The sequence below is a fragment of the Yersinia sp. KBS0713 genome (assembly GCF_005937895.2).
Classification (GTDB): domain Bacteria; phylum Pseudomonadota; class Gammaproteobacteria; order Enterobacterales; family Enterobacteriaceae; genus Yersinia; species Yersinia bercovieri.
In genome coordinates, this window is record NZ_CP042173.1 from 2,725,455 (window position 1) to 2,751,512 (window position 26,058).

Here is a 26,058-nt window from a genome sequence, read left to right on the forward strand (position 1 = left end):
CACTATCAAGTCATTGACTCAATTACAGAAATATGAGGAATCTTTAATCTAAACTGCGACCGTGATCTCATTTATAACCCTAACTATTTTAGCCCCGTTGCCGATAAATCTTTAAAGGATTGTTGGGATTATTTTCAATATAGGGGTGAATTAATTTTAAGTAGCGATGCCTGCACCCCACGTGATCGCAGTGACAAGCGAACAAGGCTACAGCTTCAAGTAAGCAGGGTATAGCAGGCAAGGACCTTTCCTCGAGCGACTATAGAAACGGAACTGACAATGAAACGTGGAAGTACGCATCAGCCATTGGATCGAAAAATAATGCCAGAGCAGAGTACAAATACGAAAGTACTGTTTGTTAATAACATGCGTCTGGTCACTTTGTTTATCGCCATCTTGGCGGGGATACTACTCTTATTTGCAGCGGCAATTGGTACGTCAGGCTACTTTCTAAAACAAAGTAACCAATCACTTGAAGAAGCGACCCAAGAGCTGGATATCCGACTGGGTCTATCTAATAGTTCGAATTACCTGCGCACTGCACGCCTTATTCTTATTCAAGCAGCATCATCGGCACGTATCGGTGATACCGAGGGTTACCAGCAGGGCCTGAAAAGTGCTGAAGGCTGGATTGCTCAGTCACAACAAATGTTTAACCTCTACTATAACCGCCCGGTTAAGTCTGAAACTGACACCGCTCTGGATGGACCGCTGAAAAAAGCCTATGAACAGTATCGCGACGACGGGATGAAACTCATGCTCGACGCGACCAAAGAGGGGCATTTTGAAGAGGTTATCTCTCTTGAGGCAGAAAAACTTAATCAGTTGGACAGCGCTTACAATGAGCCACTGCTAAAAGCGGTTAAATATCGTACAGAACGCGCCACCCAAATCAACCAGACAGCTCAGCAAGAAGCCCGCCTCGGTTACATATTAATGGGGGGAGCCTTTATTCTGGCCATTCTATTAACGTTGATCGCTTTTTTAGTGATCAGCAGGGTCATCATCAAGCCGATTAACTGGCTGGTAGAACGCATTCAGCGCATTGCTCAAGGTGATTTGACCCAAACACCCGTAGCCTTCGGCCGCAATGAGATTGGTGTATTGGGTAACAATATACAGCAGATGCAAGATTCATTATCCACTACGGTCGAAGCTGTCCGCAGCAGTGCTGAATCTATTTACCAAGGCTCCAGCGAAATTGCACTGGGCAATACCGATCTTTCGGCACGCACTGAGCAGCAAGCCGCTTCACTCGAACAGACTGCCGCCAGCATGGAGCAGCTCACCGCGACAGTGAAACAAAATGCAGAGAATGCCCATCATGCCAGCCAACTGGCGGCTAATGCCTCGGCTAAAGCGGCTCAAGGTGGTGATATTGTTGATGATGTCGTCAACACGATGGATAAAATATCCCTCAGCTCAATGAAAATTGCTGATATTACCAATGTAATAAATAGCATTGCTTTCCAAACCAACATCCTGGCACTGAATGCTGCGGTTGAAGCTGCTCGCGCAGGTGAACAGGGCCGTGGTTTCGCCGTGGTCGCCAGTGAGGTTCGCAATCTGGCACAGCGCAGTGCCGATGCCGCTAAAGAGATAGAGTTATTGATTGAGGCATCTGTTGACTTGATTGGTGATGGCTCAATTTTAGTGTCCGACGCAGGGAAAACAATGAGCGAAATCGTGACGGCTGTTACTCATGTCACTGATATTATGGGTGAAATAGCCTCAGCTTCTGATGAGCAAAGCCGAGGTATCAGCCAGGTCGCGCAAGCGGTTTCAGAAATGGATAACGTGACGCAACAGAACGCCTCTTTAGTGCAGGAAGCCTCAGCTGCGGCGGCATCTCTCGAACAACAAGCTGAAGTATTGACGCAGGCTGTTGCAGTGTTCCATCTAAACGGCCATAACCCTGCAGCTAAGGTGAAGAGATCAGTACTCGCGCCAACAGGTCAAAACAGTAAAGGTGCAAATAAAAAGTCAGGTGATGACTCGCTGAATTGGGAAACTTTCTGATTTATTGGAGCCTAAAACTCAGCCACGCTAAGAGTGATAACATCAACTAGCAAAACCGGAGGCAAGGCAGACACCTTCCTCCGGTTATTGGAAGCACCCGATGTGGTACTCGTACTACTTGTGCAGCGGCTCAACAAAAGTGCCATCATGGCTATCAATTTCATTAAAGAACCAGACACCGGCTGGATAATCTTCCAGTGCTACCAGGTACATGACGCCCTCACTAAACTGCTCTACCTCTAAAACAACCCCTTCACGTCGTGGGCCGCCATCGGTTTTTACTGTCACCCGATCATTCACTTTCATGATATTACCTTCGATTAAATCAATGCCACTAGTGTATACCCAAATTCATTGGAGTTGCAGCGACTCCCCTGCAGCTTCAAGTATAAGGGTATAGTACAGAATCAGATGAGAATGATAAGGCTTACGTATAGGTAACGGTATGCTTTTGGTGATTTTATTTGAGAGAAGAGAGGCACTTGTGCGTATAACGGGCGGGTTTGAGTCAGTCAGTGGAGCCAAAATAGCGGCTAACCAGACAGGAGGTGTCTGACATCAAAGAGTTACGCTATACAGCCGATGTTGCTTTACGCTAGGCAATAAAAAACCCGCCTTAGCGGGTTTTTTGATAATCAGCCAAGGGCCAATTAGATTGCAGTTACGTTTGCTGCAGACGGACCTTTAGCACCGTTCTCGATAGAGAACTGTACATTCTGGCCTTCAGCCAGGGTCTTGAAGCCTTGATCTTGGATTGCAGAGAAGTGAACGAACACGTCTTTGCTGCCATCAGCTGGAGTGATGAAACCGAAGCCTTTAGACTCGTTGAACCACTTTACTTGACCTTTCATCATGTTAGACATGTTTATTTCCTTTATTAAAAAATTTTGCCACCATGGGCGTGTTATAGCCGGTTATCAGTCGTTACTTATGGAGGCACTATGAAGGAAATTCGTCAGTGAAGAGCTATCAACGATAACGCTTTAAATATGAACCACTTTACTCAAGATGTCGTGCATAAATAGGTCTGTACCACAGGCCGAGACGCATTAACTCATGACCGGCTTTTAATAGCAACTCTTTTTAGCAGGCAAACAGAAGATTCTTGATCAGCCGCCTAAAATAAAGCCAAAAAAGCCACTTATTATACTCTTGATACTCATTTTTACACGGAATAATCACCAAATTAATGATCCTCCGAATCAAGGCACACTGCCGCATTCAGGAAAAAATATCAAAATACGCTAAATGGCCTGCTTTTCATCACGTTTATCGGCCAGCACTAAAAGTTTATCTTAAAATTTTGCTAAAATAAGCAGCCACCTACCCCGAGAGAGAGACATGAGGCCGAAATCTGTCACTTTAGATGATGTCGCACGCCAAGCCGGTGTTTCGTATCAAACCGTATCCCGCGTTTTAAATCAGGCAGTCCATGTCTCGCCCAAAACCCGCTGCAAGGTGGAACAGGCCATGACTGACCTAAATTATGTTCCTAACCGGGTAGCGCAGCAATTAGCGGGCAAACATAGCCTTACTCTAGGGCTGGCAACCACGGACCTCTCTTTACATGCCCCCTCGCAAATCGCAGCGGCAATAAAAAGCAGAGCCCGTGAATTGGGATACTCAATTGTCATTGCGATGGTAGATGATCACAGTGACCATGCCTGTCAGCAGGCCATAAATGAGCTATTAGCTCAGCGGGTTGATGGAATTTTAGTGAATGTTCCTCTGAAACCAACCCGCAGCCAGAAAGTTGTCCAGCAGTGTGCAGGGACTCCGGTGTTGTTTCTGGATGTTGACCCGCAATCTGCCGCTTTCAGTGTCTTGTTTGACCCCAAGGTCGGGGCTATTCAGGGGGCAAACCACCTGATTGCATTAGGCCACCAGCAAATAGCGCTAATTTGCGGGCCGAAAGAGGCTATTTCAGCCCAATTGCGCTATCAGGGCTGGCTACAGGCTTTGAGCCGTGCCTCATTAATGCCACAGGCGGTCTATCACGGGGAGTGGGACGCCCAAAGTGGTTATCAGGCAACGCAGAAACTCATTACCAGCCACACCCCCTTTAGTGCCATTTTAGTAGCTAACGACCAAATGGCGCTTGGCGTGTTACGTGCACTGCATGAACATAATATCGATGTGCCGGGGCAAGTCTCCGTCATTGGTTACGATGACACCGCAGACAGTGCCTATTTCCAACCACCACTGACCACTGTCAGGCAAAATTTCAAACTGTTGGGGGAAGAGAGCGTCTCCCGCCTGATAGTCAGGTTGCACCATACCATTGAGCCCCCTTCTGAAACGTTGCTATTAGCCACCCAACTAACAATACGTCAGACAACGGCCCCATTTGCGCCTAAAAACGAATAAGTGCGATCACTCTCGACTATTTAACCAACAGCTATTTACTTTATCTGCCACTGAATTCATCTTGAATGCATCGTAATTGTGAGCGCATAACATTTATTTTTATCGCTGACTAAAGAAAGATGATTTTCGCAAAAAATGAGGTTGATATCATGACGTCACAGCAGATGGCTCAACAGCAGGCTAAGCCAACTCTATCGCAGATTTTGTCTCGTAGGGACTGGGAGAACCCACAAGTGACGCAGTATCACCGCCTTGAGGCTCATCCCCCCTTTCAGAGTTGGCGTGACGTTAACGCCGCGCAAAGCGACTCAGCTTCTGCACAGCGGCAGTTGCTTAATGGATCGTGGTCGTTTAGCTATTTCACCCAACCAGAGTACGTCCCCGATAATTGGGTTGATCAAGATTTAGCGGGGGTAAAGACGCTGCCGGTTCCCGCCAATTGGCAGCTCCATGGCTATGACACGCCCATTTATACTAACGTGCAATACCCTATTCCAGTTGATCCCCCCTACGTGCCAAATGAGAACCCAACCGGCTGCTATTCGCGTGATTTTACATTAGCACCAGATTGGCTCGCGTCAGGTCAGACACGCATTATTTTTGATGGCGTTAATTCAGCATTTTACCTGTGGTGTAATGGGGAGTGGGTCGGTTACTCCCAAGACAGCCGCCTGCCCGCCGAGTTCGATCTCACACCTTATTTACAGGCGGGAAATAACCGTATCGCCGTTTTAGTGCTGCGCTGGAGCGATGGCTCCTATCTTGAAGATCAGGATATGTGGCGCATGAGCGGTATTTTTCGTGATGTCAGTTTACTGCATAAGCCAGAGATTCACTTGCGTGATATTCATATCGCGACTCACCTCTCTCCGGAGTTCAGCTCTGCCAATTTAGAGGTGATGGCTGCGGTTAACATCCCACAACTTGCTATCAATGACCCGCAGGTCACCGGAGCCTATCAAGTCCGCGTACAACTTTGGTTAGCAGATCAGCTGATTGCAAGCTCGCAACAACCTCTGGGCACCTCGGCGATTGACGAACGAGGCCCTTATTCTGACCGCACTCGTGTGTGCTTGCGAGTCGATCGCCCCTTATTATGGAGCGCAGAACAGCCTACATTGTATCGCGCAGTTATTTCTCTGCTAAATAATCGGCATGAACTGATCGAGGCGGAAGCCTATGATGTTGGTTTCCGGCAGGTTGCCATTCATCAGGGCCAGCTTAAGGTTAATGGCAAAGCGATACTCGTTCGTGGGGTCAATCGCCACGAACATCATCCGCAAACCGGCCAAGCCGTAGATGAAGAGAGCATGCGGCAGGACATCACTTTGATGAAGCAGCATAACTTTAATGCCGTGCGCTGCTCCCACTATCCAAATCACCCATTATGGTATCGGCTGTGTGATCGCTACGGGCTATATGTGGTTGACGAAGCCAATATCGAAACACATGGTATGCAGCCTATGGGCCGTTTAGCTGACGACCCGCAGTGGTTCTCTGCTTTTAGCGAGCGAGTGACGCGGATGGTCCAGCGTGACCGCAACCACCCTTGTATCATTATCTGGTCATTGGGCAACGAATCGGGCCATGGTGCAACCCATGATGCTCTCTACCGTTGGGTAAAAAGTAATGACCCGACTCGCCCGATACAATATGAGGGGGGTGGTGCAAACACTGCCGCTACTGACATTGTATGCCCAATGTATGCCCGTGTAGATGAGGACCAGCCCTTTCCTGCGGTGCCCAAATGGTCAATTAAAAAATGGGTGGGCTTACCGGATGAGTCTCGCCCATTGATTTTGTGTGAATATTCCCATGCAATGGGTAATAGCTTTGGCGGTTTTGCCCGCTATTGGCAAGCATTTCGCCAGTATCCTCGGCTACAAGGGGGATTTGTTTGGGATTGGTTAGATCAAAGCCTCACCCGCTATGATGAGCATGGTCAGCCTTATTGGGCATACGGTGGTGATTTTGGCGATAAACCCAATGATCGCCAATTCTGTATGAATGGGTTACTCTTCCCTGATCGCAGCCCACACCCAAGCTTGTACGAAGCGCAATGCGCGCAACAATTCTTCCAATTCTCATTATTGAGTACCGCGCCATTGGTGATCAGTGTCACCAGCGAATATCTATTCAGAAGCAGCGACAACGAACGCCTCTATTGGCGCATTGAATGCGAAGGTGAAACCGCGCTAGAAGGTTACCTATCGCTGGATTTGCTCCCCGAAAGTACACGTAATTACACACTAGCCGAGCAACTACCCATCATCAATAACCCCGGTAGTTTATGGTTGAATGTTGAGGTCAGGCAGATAAATGAGACACCTTGGTCGCCAAGTGATCATCGCAGCGCATGGCATCAGTGGCATTTACCACAGGCCCTTTTTGCGCAACCTAGCCATTTCCCTGAAGAGAGCGAACCAGGCACCCTTCAACTGCACCAAGACACGCACTACATTATCGTGGCACACCAGCAGCAGCGCTGGCAGTTCAATCGTCAATCTGGGTTGCTAGAGCAGTGGTGGCTGGGTGAAAATCCTATGTTACTCAGCCCGCTGCGTGATCAGTTTGTCCGTGCCCCGCTTGATAATGATATTGGTATCAGTGAAGCCACTCGTATCGATCCCAACGCCTGGGTTGAGCGCTGGAAGAAGGCGGGGATGTATCAGTTGGAATCGCGTTGCTTATCACTACAGGCTGATAGTTTATCTAGCTCAATACAAGTCAGTGCCGAGCACAGCTACGGGTTTGCGGGTCAACAGTTATTGCATACACATTGGCTATACCATTTTGATCAGCAAGGCCGCATGACCATTGATGTCCGCACGCAAGTGGCGACAGCACTCCCCCCTCCGGCAAGAGTCGGTATGTGCTGTCAGTTATCAGCTATTGCAGAACACGTGGAGTGGATGGGGCTAGGGCCTCATGAAAACTATCCTGATAGACAACTATCGGCACAATATAGCCATTGGTCGCAACCCCTTGAGCAGATGCACACACCCTACATATTCCCAAGCGAGAATGGGTTGCGCTGTAATACCAGCACCTTGAATTACGGTCCTTGGCAAATGACCGGTCACTTCCATTTTGGTATCAGCCGTTACAGTACAGAGCAACTCATGACCACCAGCCACCAGCATCTACTCAAACCAGAGCAAGGGACTTGGCTGAATATTGACGGTTTCCATATGGGGGTGGGTGGTGACGACTCATGGAGTCCTAGCGTCCATGCAGATGATTTATTGACAGACAAAATTTATCAGTACCAAGTTTGCTGGCAATACAACACTTAGATTTGTGGGCAAGCTTAGGTTTGTGGGGGAAAAGCCGTTGAATCTGTAACGCTATTAACGTGCAATTTCAGATTTATACCTATATCAGCACTGGCGTAACACCCATACAATCAAAGCGTTCAAACATCTCTTAGTCTTGATTTTAGCCATGCCTTGTTTGTCGCCATGCAAGTCTGTCCATACATGTATGACTCCTTTGTAAATTTATACGCCCACACTATTGGGCGTTTTTTTTGATTTTTTTAACCCCCTGCGATACCTCACCCCACCTGAATCTAGCCATCACTTAAGCACATTCTCGCTATCGATCATTTCTATTACAGCGCTAAGATACTTACTCAGCCAGCCACTGGTATAACTTTTAACCTGTCACCTTCATGCGACAAAGGAATTTTATGAAATTATTAGCTCATCTTCCGGCGAACATGGTCGCGATTGAAATCGCACAGTCTGGTGGGCCGGAAGTGTTAGTGTCGGTAACGCGGCCGATCCCTATGCCTGTTTCTGGTGAAATACTGGTTAAAGTTTCCGCCGCTGGGGTAAACCGCCCAGATGTGATGCAACGTCGTGGTCAATATGAACCACCGCCCGGAGCCTCCGATATTCCCGGATTAGAAGTTGCTGGCGAAGTGGTTGCTACCGCTGCCGATATCAGCCGCTTTAAGATTGGAGACAGAGTGTGTGGCTTGATAGCGGGTGGGGGTTATGCCCAGTACTGTGTCATACACGAAACCAATGCCTTGCAGATCCCCGATAGCCTGACTGATATCGAAGCGGCGGCTCTACCAGAAACATTCTTCACTGTATGGACCAATCTCTTCCAACGTGGACATTTTACCGCGGGTGAAACTGTTTTAATTCATGGAGGATCTTCCGGCATAGGAACGACTGCAATATTACTAAGCAAAGCATTTGGTGCAAAAACCGTGATAGTCACTGTAGGTTCTGAAGAAAAACAGCAGGCGTGCCTAACATTGGGGGCAGATATCGCCATTAATTACCACACTCAGGACTTTGTTGCTGAAACCAAGCGAGCAACATCCGGTAAAGGCGTCGATGTTATCGTTGATTTAATTGCCGGAGACTATGTCGCTCGCAATTATGAAGCTGCTGCCATGAATGGTCGTATTGTTCAGATTGGCACGCAGAATGGTAACGTCAAAGATCTTAACCTAATGTTAATGTTGCTAAAGCGCTTAACACACACCGGTTCTACATTGCGTTCACGCAGCGTAGCGGAGAAAGCCCTGATCGCCAAAGAGTTAGAACAACAAGTTTGGCCGCTGCTGAGTGAGAGCAAAATGAAGCCACAGATCTTCCGCACGTTCCCACTGGAAGAAGCATCAAAAGCGCATGAATTAATGGAAGGCAGTACGCATATCGGCAAAATTGTCCTGACAGTTTAGCGCTGTTTTGAGACCATTATTAGCCACATGGTGATAAACCATCAGACGAAAGTGAGCATTAAGTCGTTGCTTTCGCCTGATGAATAAATAATATACATCTCTATTAACCACCTACTCACCTATAACAGTTTAGCTAGCGAATTTATTGAACTGCTATACTTTAGATTTAACCTTCCATGCTATTCTATAACAAGCGGTATGGTTAATTTTATGAGTTATTAATTACAAGGTCATAATTATGGACATAATTAAAAAGATATTAATCGACGACATCGCAAGAATAAATCAAAAAGAAAAAAGAGATGGTCGGTTAAAATTTAACAGCGATTTTGTCTACAAGCACCCATATCTCTGTCTGGCGATGCTAGTATCATACTTTTTTGTTTTAGTTTTAATGTACTTAACGCCCTATTTTGGCACCGGGTATATGATTGCTTTTACCGTTTTCTTTGGCCTGATGTCAGCAATTCTGATGATGGAAATCAAGCCAGTCTTTAGGTTTGAGGATATAGGTGTTCTTGATTTACGTGTCTGTTACAACGGTGAGTGGTTCTTTAGTCGTGCGTTATCAACACAAGCTATTGATGAGATATTGAATAATAAAAATATCAGTGATCAATTTAAGATTCGCTTTAAACATATTATTAGCAACAAAGGTGAGATAGATTTTTACGATGTCTATGATTTGGCCTATTTGCAAAAAAAGTCGACTCAATCCAATGAGCCAAGTGCCATCACCTCATTAACCAGTACATCAGCTTGAAAGCAGTAAGATTAAAAAACACTTTTTCCCTACCACAGGGGCAAAGTGGTTGTCGTAGCTTGGCCTCTTTATCTATCAGATAGATTAAATTTATTAGGCAAAAGTCGGTAGTCCATTAAAAAACCGCCTATAATAGTGCCAATACACCTAATAATAAGAGGCCAATACCGGTATGGATAAGATTGACGAACAATTGATTGCTATTTTAGCAGAAAACGCCCGTATTTCGCTGAAAGACTTGTCCCAACAAGTGAACCTCTCCTCTCCCAGCACATCTGAACGCCTGCGGCGCTTTGAAGAACGAAATATCATCCGTAGCTATACATTAGACCTAGACCAACGGGCATTTGGTTATAACTTGCAAGCTATTGTGCGCGTTAAGCCTTTGGTAGGGATGTTGCATATAGTCCAACAAATGATCCAAGAAACACCAGAGTGTGTTGAATGTGACAAAGTGACCGGTGATGACTGTTTTATTAGCCGTTTACACATTCAATCTATGGAGCAACTGGATATCATCACTGATCGATGGTCAGAACACGCCGAAATCCAGACCTCGATTGTAAAATCATCACCCATTATGCGGCGGTTACCGCCATTAGCTCAGTTAGTTAGGGGCTGTAAATTCTGAAAATTGTGTTACAAACCTCACTTTATCTATAATAAAGCGTTATGATTCTAATCATTGGATGAATATCTAACAGCGGATAATCGATGAGTAGTGATAATCTAAATCAGGCGTCAGATTCATTGATTCTTACGCTACCCCACAGCCGTTGGGACCAGGGGGATGGCAACAGTGCTGTTGAGGCTCTGGAGCAAGGCAAAGTTCTATTTTTACCCCATCTTACTTTTGAACTGAGTGAACAGGAAAAACAGCTGCTTGATCCTGCATTGGTTGATGTAAAACGTAAGAATATCAGCTTCAAACCACAGGAAGGCGTGCTCACTGGTGTCACTGATGAAACCAAGGTGGCATTAATTCGCCAGTTGCTTGAGCGCTATTACCAAAGTTGCCTCAGTCTGGTGAATCAATTACTGCCGGAGTATACCTCCGCCCTACATAGCCCGACCAATAGTCTACGTTTGCACCCAGTGACCGCTTGGCGCGATAAGACATCTTGGCGTAAAGATGATAGCCGCCTACATGTTGATGCTTTCCCTTCTCGCCCTAATTATGGTGAGCGCATCATTCGTATTTTCTCCAATATCAATCCTCATGGTGAGCCTCGTGCGTGGCGGGTGGGCGAAGAGTTCACACAGCTTGCCAGCCGCTATTTACCCCAACTTGAACGCTATTCACCTATCAGTAGTTGGCTCCAACATAAAGTGGGTATCACTAAGTGCCGCCGTAGCCATTACGACCATCTGATGCTTCAGTTACATGATAAAATGAAGTCAGATTTGGACTATCAAAAAAATGGGCTGCAACAAGCGATTGATTTCCCACCCGGCAGCAGTTGGATCTGTTTTTCAGATCAAACCCCTCATGCGGCGATGGGTGGGCAATATATGCTGGAACAAACTTTCCTACTGCCAGTTACTGGAATGAAAAACCCTCAGCAATCTCCGCTAAAAATACTGGAATCATTAACGAAAAAAGCGCTGATATAGCTGATAGCTTGTTACTGAGTATATACGACCAGGAGTCTGCAACCAGGCCGGCTCCTCAATAAGGTTATAATCGCCTCGCTAAATAGTATTCCCTGCTAATCTTCTGAAAAAAATTCGCTATTCCACTTGATCCCCACTAAAAAAATAAATATCATTTTTCGCGTCAAGTAAACAAGGGTTATAATAGCTAGTGCATTGGAGGTTAATATGGTTAAAGTCTATGATAGAAATAGAAACCAAATTATCCCAGGCAAACGTGTTATGGTCGCGCAAACAGGGGAAATAGATGTAGCAAAAGCTATCCATGCGGATGGTTTGGCCCCAGTACAAGCAGAGCGCGAGCCAGTTGTAGAGTTACAACATACCGGCGCACGTTACGTGCCTTTTGATTTAGTCAGACTGGGTTAATCCTTTGTTGAGCTACACTGTTTTGCAGGCTAATGTCTCACCGTATTAATATCAATTCTTATATGCCGGAGTGAATCTGTATCAATGGGTCACTCCGGCGCTACTTTATATAACGCTAATCAGCTTCATGATTAATAGCCACAAAGTTTTTAACTCAATCGTTATATATCCGGCTAGCGGTAATACCAGCCGGATAGCACTATTTTAAATATGACATGCAGGTTCAATAATCTGAGCCACTCTCTTTTGGAAGGTATCAAGCTGGCAAAGTTTATCTGCCCCATTGTTCTCACAACCAGCTATCTCAATGGCAACAATACCGGCTGGATGAATTTTCAGATCTAATTTTTCGCTATTCCGTAATTGATCCATCGTTTGGTAGAACATCTTAACCGCAACATATTGCTGATGGTTATCTGGATTCTGCCATAGCTCAAACACCAACCCTCCGCCCGGCGGGGTATTATCAGGCTGTTGCGGTAGTTGCCAGTTAGCTCCCAGCATACCCGCAACATTAGCAATATTGGTATCATGACCACCAAGGAAAAGGAGTTTGGTTTGCGCGGATAATGGCAGTGTTTGCCCTTGACCATCCCGCTGAAGTACTAGCGCCGTGTCGATCTGTTGCAACAACGGTGTTCCCTTATGACGGGCGATATAAGGTGTTTTGGCCATCAAATCAAATTGCGCATTATGTAGCGATAATAATGAAACCCAATTCTCTGCTCCACTTAACCGATTCCAGGCAACATCCGGCATCCCTTGCGAATTTTGCAGCAAGAAGATTTCACCCAACGTGGATGATAATGCCAGCGGCCCACTGAGCGAGACCTTTGTCCCCTGCTTATTCACCTTAACTTCATTGGCAGCAAAGGTGGCAAAATCGCAAGTTTTTCCTTGCTGCTGTAGTGAGTTGCAGTAGGGTGAAGCGGCGAAGTTTAGGATCTCGCCCATCTGGGCAAATGGCTTAGCATAGCGCTGGCTAAGTTCACTTAATGGCCCCCCCAGTCGCGCCTCAATTGCCTGTTGGCTTTGTGCCGAATCTAACTTACACACACCTGCTTCTACAGGATGAAACAGCGGATCGACCTTTTTCAAATCAGCCTGATAATGCACCTTTAGGCCACAACCCGGCGCTATACCATCAAGGAATGCTTGCCCCGTTAAGCGAGTTCGCTGATCAACATCGGCTTGCGCATAAATGGCTCCATCTGCCGGGCACCCTGCTGGGAGTAACCCTTGACTGCGGAAATAATCACCATAAAAGCCCCCCATCAGTGTCACTAATTGCGCGCCTCTGGGGGTTAGATAGCCAGCTTGAACTGGCCATTGTGGCCACTTATCGGGTGTCACATCATTCATTAACTGTGTTTGTTTAGTCGGCGAACGAACACCATGGCGACTCAAGATAACCACTCGCTCCAAAGTGTAACCGGTCACGGGTGCAGCAATAGGTGCAGCATTGATCGCGAAGCTAGCGAGCATTAAGGCCATGGTGGATAACCGCATACGATTTATTGCTATTGTCATAATTTTATATCCTTATTAAAACTACGAATATTTTTCCACAACGAGTATGGTCGACGATAGCGAACCTCACCATGTGTGAAAGCAATAAACAGCAAAACAGCTAATTGGGTCTGGCATGGACAAACGGAGAATAATTTATATAATCAGGCCAAACAAATGAAAAGGTCTGATTATGTCATTTACTGAGTGGGTAATTTTAGGTGTGGTTATTGGTTGTGCCGTTGGCGCACTACTGAAGATTTTTGGTAAGAAAAAAGAGAGCTAGCCTATTTAGCTCTCTTCTCAAAATAAACAAGCGGCCATTGCCAGCCGCCTTTAATATTTATTCTCTGCCGTAATAGGCTACTAGCGTGTAATAGGAACTGTTACTTCAGCTTGCACAAATCCATATCGGCTCAGTGGTGTGACTTTAACGGATGTTGGCGCTGATTTAATCGCAAACTGCTTAGTGGCTCCAGGCATAATATAGGGGTTTCCCAACGCAACAACTTCATTACCCGGCACTAAAATCACCTGTGGCCCAAGGCGAACCACATGTTTGCTTGGGTTCTTAATGATTAAATTGTTGCCTGAGGTTGAGAGGAGTAGCTCCTGCCATGGTGTTTTAATCTGTGGCACCGCATTCGGCTGGATCAGAAAACCAATCTCCTGGCGGATTGGCATCACGGTCGCATTGCCCGGAACCTGTTCAACACCCTCAAATGAGGCTTTTAACAGCACTTCAGTATTAAGAGCCGTACCTTTTTTCAGCACAAAGTTAACCTGCTGGCTTTGCCCGGCATCAATGCGTGCCACTGGCGGCGAAATCAAAATCTGCTTGCTAAGATTTTTGCCATCTAAATCAACCAATTTAGTGACCAATAATATCGGGTTAGCGGAGGTATTATCGATGGTAAAACTGGTGCGCCCCTCACCTTCTTTCAAAATAACCGTCGTGCTCTCTAATTTGAATGAAGCATAAGAGGTGATGCTCCAGCAAGTTAACAGAGCCAGCAAACTCAAAATAAGTAGCGAATTAAAACGTTTGAAGATATGGAAGCATCCAGTCACTATACTCACTCTGCGGTAGCTAACCATTGTATTTTGCATAATAGATCCTATTTTAAAAAGTATTTACTGAGTATCTGACTATTTTTAAATTTAATGACATACCGCGTCGGCAACTTCATACAACGTATCCGGATCAAACTTATCCGGTTCTGCATAATTCACTACGCACTCACTGCTATTAGCCGGTTTTATGCGTAACATGATACCAATTGCTCTGTTTTCCAGCATAAAGTTACCATCGCCGATAATAGTACCCAGAAAGTTACCCTTTTCATCAAGCACGTTGGCACCTACCGGCATCATCTCACCCTGGCTGTCACGAATAGTCAGCAACAACTGGCGAGTCTCTGTCGCCTCAAAATAGCGGGTTGCCACAGTGCCACGTGTCACCCTCAGTTCAGCACTGGTGCTATTAAGACGGATATTCAATGGCAATGTTTTGGTACTTATTTGTGCTTTCGATACCGTATAAGGCATGACTGATGGCAGCAGTGCCGTCCCGGCATAATCGGTAATCGCCATACCACTACCAGGCGAAGAAACACGCAAGTTAGATTGATGAGGGACACTCACCACAGCAAAGGTATCGCCAATCGCCGATGCTGAAGTAGCAAAGGTGTCATTCGCATAAGCCACTGATCCACTTAATGAAAGGTATGCTGAGCGGCTATTATTTGTCGCCTGAGATACCCCACTAGCCAGTTGTGAATAGGCCGTTTTTATATTCAACGCACCATTAATACGACGTTGTCTATCACTGCCAGTTATCCCCACTGAGTACCCTTTATTGTCATCCCAGCGCCCCTGATAAGTGCTGCCTAATGTCATATTGCCATTGGCGCGCTGCATTCGCCCACTGAGTGACCCTTGACCTAATGGTAGGTTAATACCAACATAGATTGCACTCTGCCCCTGCGAGGTAGATTGGAAACTCAGCGTCGTAGTCACCCGGCCAAATTGCTCGCTCGCAGAAAAAGTTTGGGAAACAGTGTCGGCCGCCTGATAATAGCTATTATTAGACAGCACATAGGAGAATGCGCCCCACCGCGGATGCGCCCATGTTACGGCTGCCGAGGTGGAATTTTGTAATTTCCCGTATATTAAGTCCTGCAGATTATTGTTACTGCTCAGGGCATTATCCGGCGACCAGTAATTAGCTGAATTGTATACCGTCGATAATGAAGCACTTAAATTGCCAGTCATTGCCAGTTGGTTCTGCAACATAAACTGATATCCCTGACCCGCATCCTGGGTATTGGTATAACTTGCCGCCGCTGAAAACCAGCCATTAGCTAAATCGCTATAAAGGTTTTGCACACTGATATTCTGATAATCAGTAGAAATTAGTCCGGCAGACGTCATACGAAAAGAGTTCGCCGGGTTAAACGATATTTCGCCCGAAACCAAGAGTGGCGACTGACCTTTATCATCAAGCAACGTATTCCGATAGCGACCTATCGCCAATTGGTGTGTGGCGGCCTGCTGCTCAAAATTCGGGTCAAGAGCATTGGATACGGTGAAATGCTGCCGTGTACCATCGTCTTCAATTATATCGACGTCAGTCACGACGCCACTGGAAAAGTTACTGATATTAGATAGCGAAAATGGCCCTGGCGCGACAACAGTTCGGTAAATAACTCGCCCACGCTGACGGATTTCAATAGTGGCATTGCTATTCGCTATCCCTTCAATTGGCACCGTGAGCTGCGTATTATTCAACTGAGCATTATCGGAATATAACTGAACACCCGCGACTGGCAGACCAGAATATGTATCGCCGACCAGAGCAAATTCACCCAGTTGCACAACAGATTTTAATGACTCCACAGCACGCAATGCGTAAGTTTCCTGATTGTCGTAACTGTTGATTCCTTGGTTATAAGTGTAGGCGCCACGGTTTCGCAGTACCCAGTTATTAACGTTGATACCCGGCTCAAATTGTCCTTGAAACAGATTGAGGCTATCGTTGTTGCTCTCGAAGCGCTGACCAAATAAGTTATAGTTAAGCAATAATGCGTGACCACCCTGTTGGTAATCACTGCCTTCCATTTCAGGATCAAAAGCTTCTTGCGGTAATGTCATTTCCACCCGAAATTGGCCGGGAAATAGCTTAACAGTCACCCCAGGCCATAATGTGTCAATATTTTCGCAACCATTATCACTGTTTTTATGGCGTAACTTCAGTCCCATCAATAACTGTTTATCCGCACATAATTTGCCTTCACCATCAAACGTCGCGGTGACAGAGTAGGTTTTATTGGCGTTGATAATAATGGTGACATCATGCTGACCCGGTAAAAATTTATCCTGTGTACTGAAAAATTCAGCTAATTTCGCTGAGAAACCCAAACCTTCCAATGTTTTTATATCAAACGCCACTGCCCCCTCTTTAGTCGCGGAGAGAGCCGCAACGGGAAAAAGAGACAATATAAGCGCGATAAGCGGGAACGAAATACGACAGGCAAACAAAATAGCGCCCCGAAAATAAGATGAAGAAATAAGTTTTATTAATGGATGGTACAGACAAACATTATCAAGATATCGAATGTCACTCTCGGTTTAGTCTCTTCTGTTCGTTTCTTGAATAAAAAACACAAGACGATTTAACCAAAAAAAACCCTGTGTATATGCAAACTTCATCAGCTAAATGGCAAAAGAGAATTTCAATTTGAGATATAGGGCGGATAAATTCTGCCCCTATATCTCTATCGTTAGGTAGACAAGGACTAGATACCAAAGGCGAAGTTCATCGTCATTGAGCCGTCGATCTCTGCATCTTCAGTGATCGGCCCGCCCATGGTGGTGGTTCCTGCCAGAATCGGGCTTACTGTAATGTCAGCGGTAAACACTTTGCCGACACTTTGGGTATTGGCTGCAGAAGACCAACCGGTGCGTAACCCTGTTGTCAGGTTAGCGGTGGTGGCCGCTGCAAAGGTGGTGGTGGCGGAGGAGAACACATTAGAGACTTTACCGTCCACAGTACCATTCTTCATCTGCGCATTGTAATAACCGATTTTACCGGTGCCATTCACGTTACCCAATCCGAAGTTAGTTGTACCTGCAACACTTGCAGAAGCCGTGCGGTTATCAATGGGGGTAAAGTTTAGATAAGTTTCTGCATCACAGTTTACCGTCCAATGTTTAGTTATTGGCGTCAAGGCAGTCGTGGCGGTGCCTGATTTAACTAAAGATGAAGATAGGTTACCAAAGTCATATACGCCGTCATCTGGCGCAACGATGGTGCAGCTTGGCACTGTCAAGCTACCTACTACTTTTAATTCCGCAGTAGGTGCGTCTGCATTGGCAGCATTAATACCAAAAATTAAAGAGGAGAGTACGGTAATTTGGGCCAGTTGCTTTTTCATTTTAATAATCCTGATATGAAATGTATCGTATTTCGATACTTAATCGACCTATAGGCTGACGCCTGCGGCTTAATTTCATTTATTATCTGTTAATGCAGAAAATATATGAATTAATTAACAATGAAGTTATTAGACGATTTAAGAGTTTCCTTGTATATAAGATAAGATGTCGATCTTGTGTGGGAATATTCCTACGTCGCGGTTATTTACCGTCCTACGCGGGTTTTATTTATCCAAAAAAATAATTACCTCACTAACTACATGACAATTAAATAGTAGATTTATTGATCAATTTATTTTATTAAAAGATAACCTTGAAATTTGTAATTCCACAATAAGCATATTGAATCATCACCTTGCTGACAAAAGCCCCATTTATACTCCACATTTTATTATGGCAATTCTTAATGGATTATTATCTTAGGTTCGATGTAGGCACCTCAAAAATAAAGTGATGCTCATTGATGCCCATTTCAATAAATGTTTTATCGCATCCGGTGAGACATCCCATCTGATGGTGATAAAAGATCACGCGGATTTATCCCCTAACCAGGCAAACTTAGTGTGATAAGGATCGCTGAATTTTTTTTCTATAAGTGCTTGAATAATGGCAAAGTGCGAGGGGTTTCCCTCCGCTGAAAGAATATCTCCTCGGGTGTTTTCGAGGCGGCCTTTTCAACCGCTCATGTCTCTCTCCATGAAAGGGTTGCGAACATGGCCCCTTTTGCGGCATGTTTACAACAACACCTCCCTGCTTTAGACGTTCGAATGATCACTTTGTGAGCAACCTGATGATTAAGTGGCTGTGGAAAGCAAATCAACCGCAAGCGGAGATACTTGCACAGTGGCGCGAAGCCCTGGATATCCCCTTGTTAGCGCCGTTGAATGAGCAGGAGCAAGAGCGCCTGGTCTCTGTGGCGAGTCATCTGCTACAACAAAAACGGCTTGTTCCGTTGCAGGGGTTGGTATTAACCCCTCTGATGCAAGCTCGTCTTACGCTGCTGTTTGCACTACCCGTCATGGAACTGGGCGCTAAATGGCTAGATGGCTTTCATGAGGTGCTCATTTATCCTTCGCCTTTTGTGGTTGAGGATGAGTGGCAAGATGACCTCGGCCTGGTACATTCGGGTCAATCAGTACAATCCGGCCAGAGCTGGGAACAGGGGCCGATTGTCCTGAACTGGCAAGATGTCCAGGACTCATTTGATTTATCAGGCTTTAATTTAGTCATTCACGAAGCCGCGCATAAGTTGGATATGCGTAATGGTGGCAACTCAAACGGTGTGCCGCCCATTGCTATGCGGGATGTCGCTTCGTGGGAGTATGACCTGCATCAGGCGATGGATAATATTCAAGATGAGATAGATATGGTCGGTGTCGAGGCCGCCAGCATGGATGCTTATGCCGCCAGTGACCCGGCGGAGTGTTTTGCCGTGTTATCTGAATATTTTTTCAGTGCGCCTGAGTTGCTGGAGGGCCGCTTCCCTGCTGTTTATCAACATTTTTGCGCGTTCTATCGTCAGGACCCACTGGCCAGACTGAAACGCTGGGAAAAGCAGTAGCGCCATTTGTCGCAATTGCTCAGCATCTGAGCAGTCGCGCTAAATGCACTCATTTAACGTTGACAGCATCAGACATGCCAGATATCATGCGCCCCGTTCACACGATTCCTCTGTAGTTCAGTCGGTAGAACGGCGGACTGTTAATCCGTATGTCACTGGTTCGAGTCCAGTCAGAGGAGCCAAATTAGAGAAGCCCGCTTAAGGAAACTTAAGCGGGCTTTTTGCTTCTCTTTTTTATCAAATGACTTCTCTTATTTATCAAAACGAAGAGCTGCTTATCTGGCCTCTTTACCAACCCGGTTTTACAGCGCATAAAAAATCAGTGCGGCGATACCACCAAATAATAGCCATTTGATCAGATAGTAAATTCGGCGATTCCAGGCTTTGAGCCGCTTACCCACTTTGCGCACCGCGTAGATGTATTTAAACATCCGGTTCACGCCACCGGTACGATCCCCCTCTTCATTAGGTGCCGTGGCAGCACTCATCAGATGACGCCCTAACCAGTGGTTAACCCATTGCGCCCAGCGGTAGCGCATCGGGCGCTCAATATCACAAAATAGAATAAGCCGGTTCTGCCCGCTTTGATTTTCGGCATAGTGAATATAGGTTTCATCAAATAAGATCCCCTCGCCGTCGCGCCAACTGTAAGTTGTTCCATCAACATCAATAAAACAGCGGTCGTCATTCGGGGTCATTAAGCCCAAATGGTAACGCAGGGAGCCGGCATAAGGGTCACGATGTCTGGGTAAACGGCTGCCATCCGGTAATTCAGCAAACATCGCCGCTTTCACTGATGGCAACTCACGTAATAATGACGTGGTGTGCGGGCAGAGTGTCATCGCCGATGGGTGGCTATCTTCGTACCATTTCAGATAAAACCGTTTCCAGCCCGTTTTAAAGAAAGAGTTAAAACCCGCATCATTATATTTATCCGATGCTTTGATCTGCTGGATAGCCATCAGTCCTTTGCCCTCCTCCCTGATTTGAGGCCAGTTTTCGCGCAGGATGGCAAGCTCGGGGAAAAGATCCTGCTTTAGATAGGGGGTGGTGGGAACGCGTGAAAATAAGTACATAAACACATTAATGGGTGAGACAAATGTCGAGTGGTCTGAAAGTTGCCGCCAGAATTTGTAACGTCTCTTCCCTCGGAAATGTACATAGGCGACACAGAGGATAAAAACAATTAGCACGATATATTTCATGATTTCCTATCAGATAAATATGGCTGGTAGAAAAAGATTTAGTATATCTATATTAAAATTTCCAATTTTAAATTCTGAGAACTTATTTTATAAATCGATAGCATCAATATTAATAAGCAATAAGTGTTTGAATATCACTGTCGCTAACGGTGAAACAGCCGGTAAAACAGCGGCCTGCGGGGAAATCATCACTTAAGCCCCGTAATAGTTGCAATTCAAAACGCCCAGAGAGTAGCGAATAGCTAATAAGCCGCGCCTCGAGAAAGTCAAAATAACGGCCCAGTTGCGGATATACTGCTTTGAATAAGCTCTCTTTGGCTGAAAAAGCTAACGTCAGCAAATGGTTGAAAGGCAGCGGGCCTTCCTGAGAGTTGCGGTACTCCTCCTCACTGAGAATGCCGGGCCATAAATCTTTCGCCCGCTCAACAGGGATCAGCCCTTCGATATCCAGCCCAATGCCATGGCGGCTTGCCGTTAATGGCTCTACTGTGGGAGTGATGATTTGAGCCGTGCATAGAGCGCGTTGGCGATTATGGCTGATGCTACCAATCAGGCCGGGGGGCCACTGGGGTGCACGATCCAGCCCATTGACCAGTGGGTAGTCTCGGATTTCTAGCATATTCAGAACTTGGCGGGCCACAAAGCGCCCGGCCAGATATTCAGCACGCCGTTGACTCACGGCCTTGTGCAAGCTGCCAGGAAACGCAATGCCATAGACAGCAAAGAGTTCATCCCGGTATTCATTGACATCAAAGTCACATTTCGCCAGCAGTCCGTGAAACAGTGGCTGACCATTCAAACCGCTGGCGGGCAGTGCGGCGAAGGTAAAGTTACGGATAAAGACCGACGTCACTGGTTATCCTAATCCTATTGATTCATCGGCTTTATAGTAGTCGGTAACCTTCGCCACCACAATATTAGAACCCTGCCCAACGAGGTAACATATATTGGGACAGGGTGTTAACTCAGCACAGAGGCTTAAATCAGTACCACAGACTCATGATTGGCCAGCCGACCAACAACAGCATGGTGATATAGAACACGCCCATGATCCCACCCAACCGCCAATAATCTTTCGATTTCACATAACCGCAGCCATAGATAATCACACCAGGGCCGGTGGCGTAAGGGGTCAGCACCCCCATGATCCCGATGGAGAGCACCAGCAGCATAGATAAATGCTCCATCGGTACACCACTCAAACCTTTACCTACCGCCAAAATAACCGGCAGCATGGTGGCGGTGTGAGCAGACAAACTGGCAAATAGATAGTGAGAGAAGTAGAACACCAATACCAGCGCTACCACCGTTATTGTCGGTGAGAAACCATCCAAATGGGTGCTCATGGTGTTAGCAAACCAATCAATGAAGCCGGAACGGGTCAGGCCATTGGCCATCACCACCAGGGTTGCCAGGTTAACCAAGGTATTCCAGGCGCTGGAGTATTTGGTGATATCTTTCCATGACACCACATGCAGCGCCAACATGAGGGATACGGCCAGCAAGCCGACGGCTGTCGCATCAATGAATGCGCCGCCAAATACCCATAGACACAGGCTTAGCAAGACTAAACCTATCAGAATCATCTCTTTGCGAGTCAGCGCCCCCATCTCATTCAGTGCTGTTTGCGCCCAGGCCGCCACTTCATTACTTTTTGTCACGCCGGGTTTATACAGCACATAAGAGAGCCAGGGTGCCACGATCAGCAAAATTAACCCAACCGGTAAGAATGCCAAGAACCACTGCATCCAACCGATATGGACGCCAGCTATCTTATTCACAAACTCAATACCCAACACATTAGGTGCCGCGCCGGTCACAAACATCGAGGAGCTGATACTGGTGCCGATCACCATCATCCACATCAGATATCCACCAATGCGCCGTGATGATGGATCATTGGGGAATGAATCGAACAGCGGCGGCAGGTTTTTCACCACCGGGAACACGGTGCCACCCGTACGGGCGGTATTCGATGGTGTGAAAGGGGCCAGCAGAATATCGATGATGACAATGGCATAACCCAGTGTCAGGGTGCGCTTGCCCATAAATTTAACCATAAACAGGGCTATCCTGCGGCCCAGTCCGGTGGCTTCATAGCCGAGAGCAAAGATAAATGCGCCGAATACCAGCCAGACGGTGGTACTGGAGAACCCTGCCAGCCCCCATTTCAGTGACTCTTTGCCGCCATTAAAACCAGCATCTGCCACTTCTGCGGCGCTAAATAGCACCCAGTCAGAGCTGAGCACACAGATAGTCACCGCGATAAAACTGATCGCCGTGGCGGGAATCGGCTCTAAAATCATCCCCACAATCATGGCGACAAAAATCGCGAAATAGCGCCAGGCTTGAGGGGGCATTCCTTCCGGGGTCGGGATCAGCAGCAGAATGGCCAGCACCACAAAGGGGGCGAGCGCTTTCCATAATTTCTCTTGCGACTTCAACATAAAGAGACTCCTATAACACCGTTATTATTTTTTGTGAGAGGGATGATGAGGGAACTGCGCCAGCAACCAGGTCAAGATCAGCAGGTCAGCACTGCCGCCGGGGCTTAGGTTGCGGGCGATACATTGGGCGTCAAACTCTTGCACCCGCCGCTGGCTGAGTGGGTCACCCATCCCTGCCGATGAGAGTGAAGTCAGAATTTCCGTCGCCTGTTGTTGTAGCCACTGCAGCCCCGCCATACCGCCGCGGGAGACCACATTGGTATCGCGATTGACGGAGATCAAAATCAGCAAGGTGTGCAATAGGGCGTGGTCAGGTGGCGTACCGGCAGCTAATAAGCGCTGATACGCCGGTAAGGCATGGGTCAATACGGTGGCGAAGCCAGACTCGGCCTCGCCACGTGCGCCGGTCAGGCCATGTTGATAGAACAGTCGCTGCCCCGCAGTTTGCTGTGGGTTTGACTGGCACAGCTCGCGTTGTGTCAGCCCACAGCAGAGGCTTGCAGCCTCGTGGCAAACCGCATCAGCATTGATCTGTTCAGCGCGGGCCTGCAGCCGCCCCAGTGCGCAGCAGATCAATCCCAACGAGAAAACCGTGCCTTTATGGGTATTGACGCCGCCAGTGGCGCGAAACATGCTGTTTTCACACGCCAGCCCCAGTGGGCGCAAACTGTTCAGTGCCGCCTGCCCCAGCACATGGTGATGGTTGATGCCATGCTCAATAAAGCGCGGTAGCCATGGCGCAATCGCATCGGCGCTGTGATAAAAGTCGATTAGCGCCATATCCTTATGTGCGCCGCAGTTGCAGCGATCGACTAAACCGGGCTTCGGCGTCAAGTTGACCTCGGTCAACATCGCCCGATACGCCAGCTCGCCCCAGTAGGTTGAGAAGCCAGAAGCCCCCCCAGCCAGCACTGAGGGGGATGATGTCGCCCTCTCGTCAGTGCGTTGCAGTTGTGGCATTGAGCATCAACTCCATCTGAGCCAGTAGTTCGTTGATGCTGTGTGTTTGCGCCCGACCACACACATTGGCGGGGCGGTGACACAACAGGCAGCGGCGCGGCGGCAAGCCAACATCACGGCGTGACAGGATCTGGCCGGTCGCATCGAGCACATCGATATCCCATAACCGACCCTGCGGATGCTTAAGCTCAAGGAGCAGTGCCGCATCCTTCACCTGCTCAGCAGGCAAATCAACGGCTATCAAACCTTCGCAGCCGGTCGGTAGCGGAAAGACCTCTTGCTGCAACACCGGCCAACGCTGCTGTTGACTCAAGGTGGTGATCGCCTGCCATGCCAGGGCAAACAGCTTGCGCGTCAAAGGGTTATCTTTCACCGCGCCGGGTGCCACCAGGGTGAGTGAAATCAAGCTCACCTGATGGCGCGCCAGCCAGAGTTGTTGTCGGTTCTGGCGGGATTCACGACTGGTGAGCAACTCCGGCAGACTAATGGGCCGATTGGCAGCGAGTGCGGGAGAGAGCGTATTCATCGCCTACTCCTCTATCTGATGCACAACATCAATCACTGAACCGTCGCGGTAACGCACCACCGCCACCACGCGATCAGTGAACTTGATGGGCTGCGGCACCCCGGTCAGAATCAACGCGCGCTGATAGAGCCAATCGATACTCACCACCGGCAACCCCGCTTGCTGCAAGCGCTCTGCCAGCTCAGGCCGAGCCGGATTGACCGCAATACCGTGATCGGTCACTAAAATATCGATGCTGGAACCAGGGGTGACACAAGTGGTCACGTTATTCACCAGTGTCGGGATGCGCCCACGAACCAGTGGTGCGACGATAATCGACAGACGCGCCGCGACCGCCGTATCACAGTGACCGCCGGAAGCACCGCGCAATACGCCGTCCGAGCCGGTCAGCACATTGACGTTAAAACCGGTGTCAATTTCCAGCGCACTGAGCACCACCACATCCAGCCGATCGACTGACGCCCCTTTTGAGCTGAAATTGGCGTACTGATTAGCGCTGATTTCAATATGACGTGGATTGCGGGCCAGCGAGCCGGCGGCTTGGCGATCGAAGCTTTGCACATCCAGCAACTTGGTAATCAGCCCCTTCTCATGGAGTGCCACCATGGTTGAGGTGATGCCGCCCAGGGCAAAACCTGCGGTAATTTTGCGCCGCAGCATTTTGTCCTCAAGAAAACGGGTAACGGCCAGTGATGCCCCGCCAGTGCCGGTTTGCAGTGAAAATCCATCAACAAAATAGCCCGATCCGGCGATAACCTCAGCGGCACGCCGGGCAATGAGTAATTCTCGGGGATTGGAGGTCATGCGGGTGGTATCAGCGCCGATCTTGTCGGCATCACCCACTTTTTCAACCTGAACAATCAAATCAACCTGATCCTGTGTAATGCTGGCGGGGTGATGGGGATAAGCCACCACGGCTTCGGTCAGCAGCACCACACAATCGGCATATTCGGCATCTACTTTGGCGTAGCCCAAAGAGCCGCAACAGGCGTTACCGCTAAAATCCTTGCTTTGACCAACACCATTGGTATTGCCGAATTCGTCACAAGCGGGCACGCCGATAAAGGCGACATCAATGGTCAGCTCGCCGGATTCAATCAGGTTAACCCGCCCACCGTGGGAGTGGACTTGTACCGGTTTACCTAATAATCCGCGCGACACCTCCTCTGCCAGTGGCCCGCGCATTCCGGAGGTGTAGATCTCGCTGACCACGCCATTGCGGATATGATCCACCAGCGGTGAATGGCAGTCGCTCAGGGAGCTGGAGGCCAGGCGCAGATTTTTGAACCCCATGGCGGCGATGGCATCCATCACCAGATTCAAGGTTAAATCGCCGGCACGGAAGGCATGGTGGAAGGAGATGGTCATGCCATCTTGCAGCCCTGAACGGCGGATCGCCTGCTCCACGGAATCGCACATCTTGATGTCACGGGGTTTTTGCGCCTGCAAATTGGCTTTAGAGGCGTTTTGATACAACTGATACGCCGGGCCATTGTCCTGACGGAGAGTTAAGCTTTCTACTCGTTGTTGCCTATTCATC

The 26,058-nt window shown here is 47.7% G+C and carries 21 protein-coding genes and 1 tRNA gene; 10 read left to right on the forward strand and 12 right to left on the reverse strand.

Annotated elements, in window-relative coordinates; translation table 11 throughout:
- Positions 1–279: 279 nt before the first annotated feature.
- Positions 280–2,019, forward strand: a complete 1,740-nt coding sequence (locus FFE93_RS13080; RefSeq protein WP_138775328.1) for a methyl-accepting chemotaxis protein — start codon at positions 280–282, stop codon at positions 2,017–2,019.
- Positions 2,020–2,133: 114 nt separating this feature from the next.
- On the opposite strand, the gene dsrB is transcribed toward FFE93_RS13080, so the two are convergent.
- Entirely contained in the window at positions 2,134–2,325 is a 192-nt protein-coding gene (gene dsrB / locus FFE93_RS13085) for a protein DsrB (protein WP_005277391.1), read from the reverse strand.
- 344 nt (positions 2,326–2,669) lie between these two features.
- Positions 2,670–2,882, reverse strand: a complete 213-nt coding sequence (gene cspE, locus FFE93_RS13090; protein WP_002210893.1) for a transcription antiterminator/RNA stability regulator CspE — start codon at positions 2,880–2,882, stop codon at positions 2,670–2,672.
- 478 nt (positions 2,883–3,360) lie between these two features.
- Here cspE and FFE93_RS13095 point away from each other — a divergent pair, with 478 nt between their 5' ends.
- From FFE93_RS13095 to ydfZ, 7 genes are all read left to right on the forward strand, one after another.
- A complete protein-coding gene (locus FFE93_RS13095) occupies positions 3,361–4,386 on the forward strand; it encodes a LacI family DNA-binding transcriptional regulator (protein ID WP_054872148.1) in 1,026 nt (341 codons plus the stop codon).
- A gap of 149 nt (positions 4,387–4,535) precedes the next feature.
- On the forward strand, positions 4,536–7,682 hold the full coding sequence (locus tag FFE93_RS13100) for a beta-galactosidase (RefSeq protein WP_049599571.1): 3,147 nt from the start codon (positions 4,536–4,538) through the stop codon (positions 7,680–7,682).
- Between the two features lie 395 nt (positions 7,683–8,077).
- A complete protein-coding gene (locus tag FFE93_RS13105; protein ID WP_049599072.1) occupies positions 8,078–9,088 on the forward strand; it encodes an NAD(P)H-quinone oxidoreductase in 1,011 nt (336 codons plus the stop codon).
- 238 nt (positions 9,089–9,326) lie between these two features.
- Complete coding sequence (locus tag FFE93_RS13110) at positions 9,327–9,851, forward strand: YlaC family protein (RefSeq protein WP_005277399.1); 525 nt, start codon at positions 9,327–9,329, stop codon at positions 9,849–9,851.
- 172 nt (positions 9,852–10,023) lie between these two features.
- Positions 10,024–10,482 (forward strand): Lrp/AsnC family transcriptional regulator, encoded by a 459-nt coding sequence (locus FFE93_RS13115; protein ID WP_005277400.1) that lies wholly within the window; start codon positions 10,024–10,026, stop codon positions 10,480–10,482.
- An 83-nt stretch (positions 10,483–10,565) separates the two neighbouring features.
- Positions 10,566–11,465: a Kdo hydroxylase family protein gene (locus FFE93_RS13120; RefSeq protein ID WP_005277402.1), complete on the forward strand. Its 900-nt coding sequence runs from the start codon at positions 10,566–10,568 to the stop codon at positions 11,463–11,465.
- A 207-nt stretch (positions 11,466–11,672) separates the two neighbouring features.
- Positions 11,673–11,873, forward strand: coding sequence for a putative selenium delivery protein YdfZ (gene ydfZ, locus FFE93_RS13125; RefSeq protein ID WP_005277404.1), 201 nt, complete (start codon positions 11,673–11,675; stop codon positions 11,871–11,873).
- A gap of 204 nt (positions 11,874–12,077) precedes the next feature.
- Here ydfZ and FFE93_RS13130 read toward each other — a convergent pair whose 3' ends face one another.
- The 4 genes from FFE93_RS13130 to FFE93_RS13145 form a co-directional block, all read right to left on the reverse strand.
- Positions 12,078–13,382: an AppA family phytase/histidine-type acid phosphatase gene (locus FFE93_RS13130; protein WP_409994338.1), complete on the reverse strand. Its 1,305-nt coding sequence runs from the start codon at positions 13,380–13,382 to the stop codon at positions 12,078–12,080.
- A 366-nt stretch (positions 13,383–13,748) separates the two neighbouring features.
- Positions 13,749–14,492 (reverse strand): fimbria/pilus chaperone family protein, encoded by a 744-nt coding sequence (locus FFE93_RS13135; RefSeq protein ID WP_032898533.1) that lies wholly within the window; start codon positions 14,490–14,492, stop codon positions 13,749–13,751.
- A gap of 51 nt (positions 14,493–14,543) precedes the next feature.
- Complete coding sequence (locus tag FFE93_RS13140; RefSeq protein ID WP_315850383.1) at positions 14,544–16,892, reverse strand: fimbria/pilus outer membrane usher protein; 2,349 nt, start codon at positions 16,890–16,892, stop codon at positions 14,544–14,546.
- 287 nt (positions 16,893–17,179) lie between these two features.
- Positions 17,180–17,818, reverse strand: coding sequence for a DUF1120 domain-containing protein (locus FFE93_RS13145; protein ID WP_005277414.1), 639 nt, complete (start codon positions 17,816–17,818; stop codon positions 17,180–17,182).
- Between the two features lie 791 nt (positions 17,819–18,609).
- Here FFE93_RS13145 and mtfA point away from each other — a divergent pair.
- Positions 18,610–19,380 carry a DgsA anti-repressor MtfA gene (gene mtfA / locus FFE93_RS13150; protein WP_032898536.1) on the forward strand — a complete coding sequence of 257 codons (771 nt, stop codon included), beginning with the start codon at positions 18,610–18,612 and terminating at the stop codon, positions 19,378–19,380.
- Positions 19,381–19,486: 106 nt separating this feature from the next.
- Positions 19,487–19,562 (forward strand) — tRNA-Asn (locus FFE93_RS13155).
- A gap of 120 nt (positions 19,563–19,682) precedes the next feature.
- On the opposite strand, the gene lpxO is transcribed toward FFE93_RS13155, so the two are convergent.
- The 6 genes from lpxO to citF form a co-directional block, all read right to left on the reverse strand.
- Positions 19,683–20,585, reverse strand: coding sequence for a lipid A hydroxylase LpxO (lpxO, locus tag FFE93_RS13160; RefSeq protein WP_032898962.1), 903 nt, complete (start codon positions 20,583–20,585; stop codon positions 19,683–19,685).
- 109 nt (positions 20,586–20,694) lie between these two features.
- The gene (locus tag FFE93_RS13165) at positions 20,695–21,438 is read right to left on the reverse strand and encodes a 4'-phosphopantetheinyl transferase (RefSeq protein WP_005279124.1); all 744 of its coding nucleotides are present in this window, start codon (positions 21,436–21,438) and stop codon (positions 20,695–20,697) included.
- A 130-nt stretch (positions 21,439–21,568) separates the two neighbouring features.
- The gene (locus FFE93_RS13170; RefSeq protein WP_005279126.1) at positions 21,569–23,032 is read right to left on the reverse strand and encodes an anion permease; all 1,464 of its coding nucleotides are present in this window, start codon (positions 23,030–23,032) and stop codon (positions 21,569–21,571) included.
- A gap of 24 nt (positions 23,033–23,056) precedes the next feature.
- A complete protein-coding gene (citG, locus tag FFE93_RS13175) occupies positions 23,057–23,992 on the reverse strand; it encodes a triphosphoribosyl-dephospho-CoA synthase CitG (protein ID WP_409994322.1) in 936 nt (311 codons plus the stop codon).
- A complete protein-coding gene (citX, locus tag FFE93_RS13180; RefSeq protein ID WP_005279131.1) occupies positions 23,970–24,518 on the reverse strand; it encodes a citrate lyase holo-[acyl-carrier protein] synthase in 549 nt (182 codons plus the stop codon). The genes citG and citX overlap by 23 nt, the downstream gene beginning before the upstream one ends.
- A gap of 3 nt (positions 24,519–24,521) precedes the next feature.
- Positions 24,522–26,057 (reverse strand): citrate lyase subunit alpha, encoded by a 1,536-nt coding sequence (gene citF, locus FFE93_RS13185; protein ID WP_049599080.1) that lies wholly within the window; start codon positions 26,055–26,057, stop codon positions 24,522–24,524.
- Between the last annotated feature and the right edge of the window lies 1 nt (position 26,058).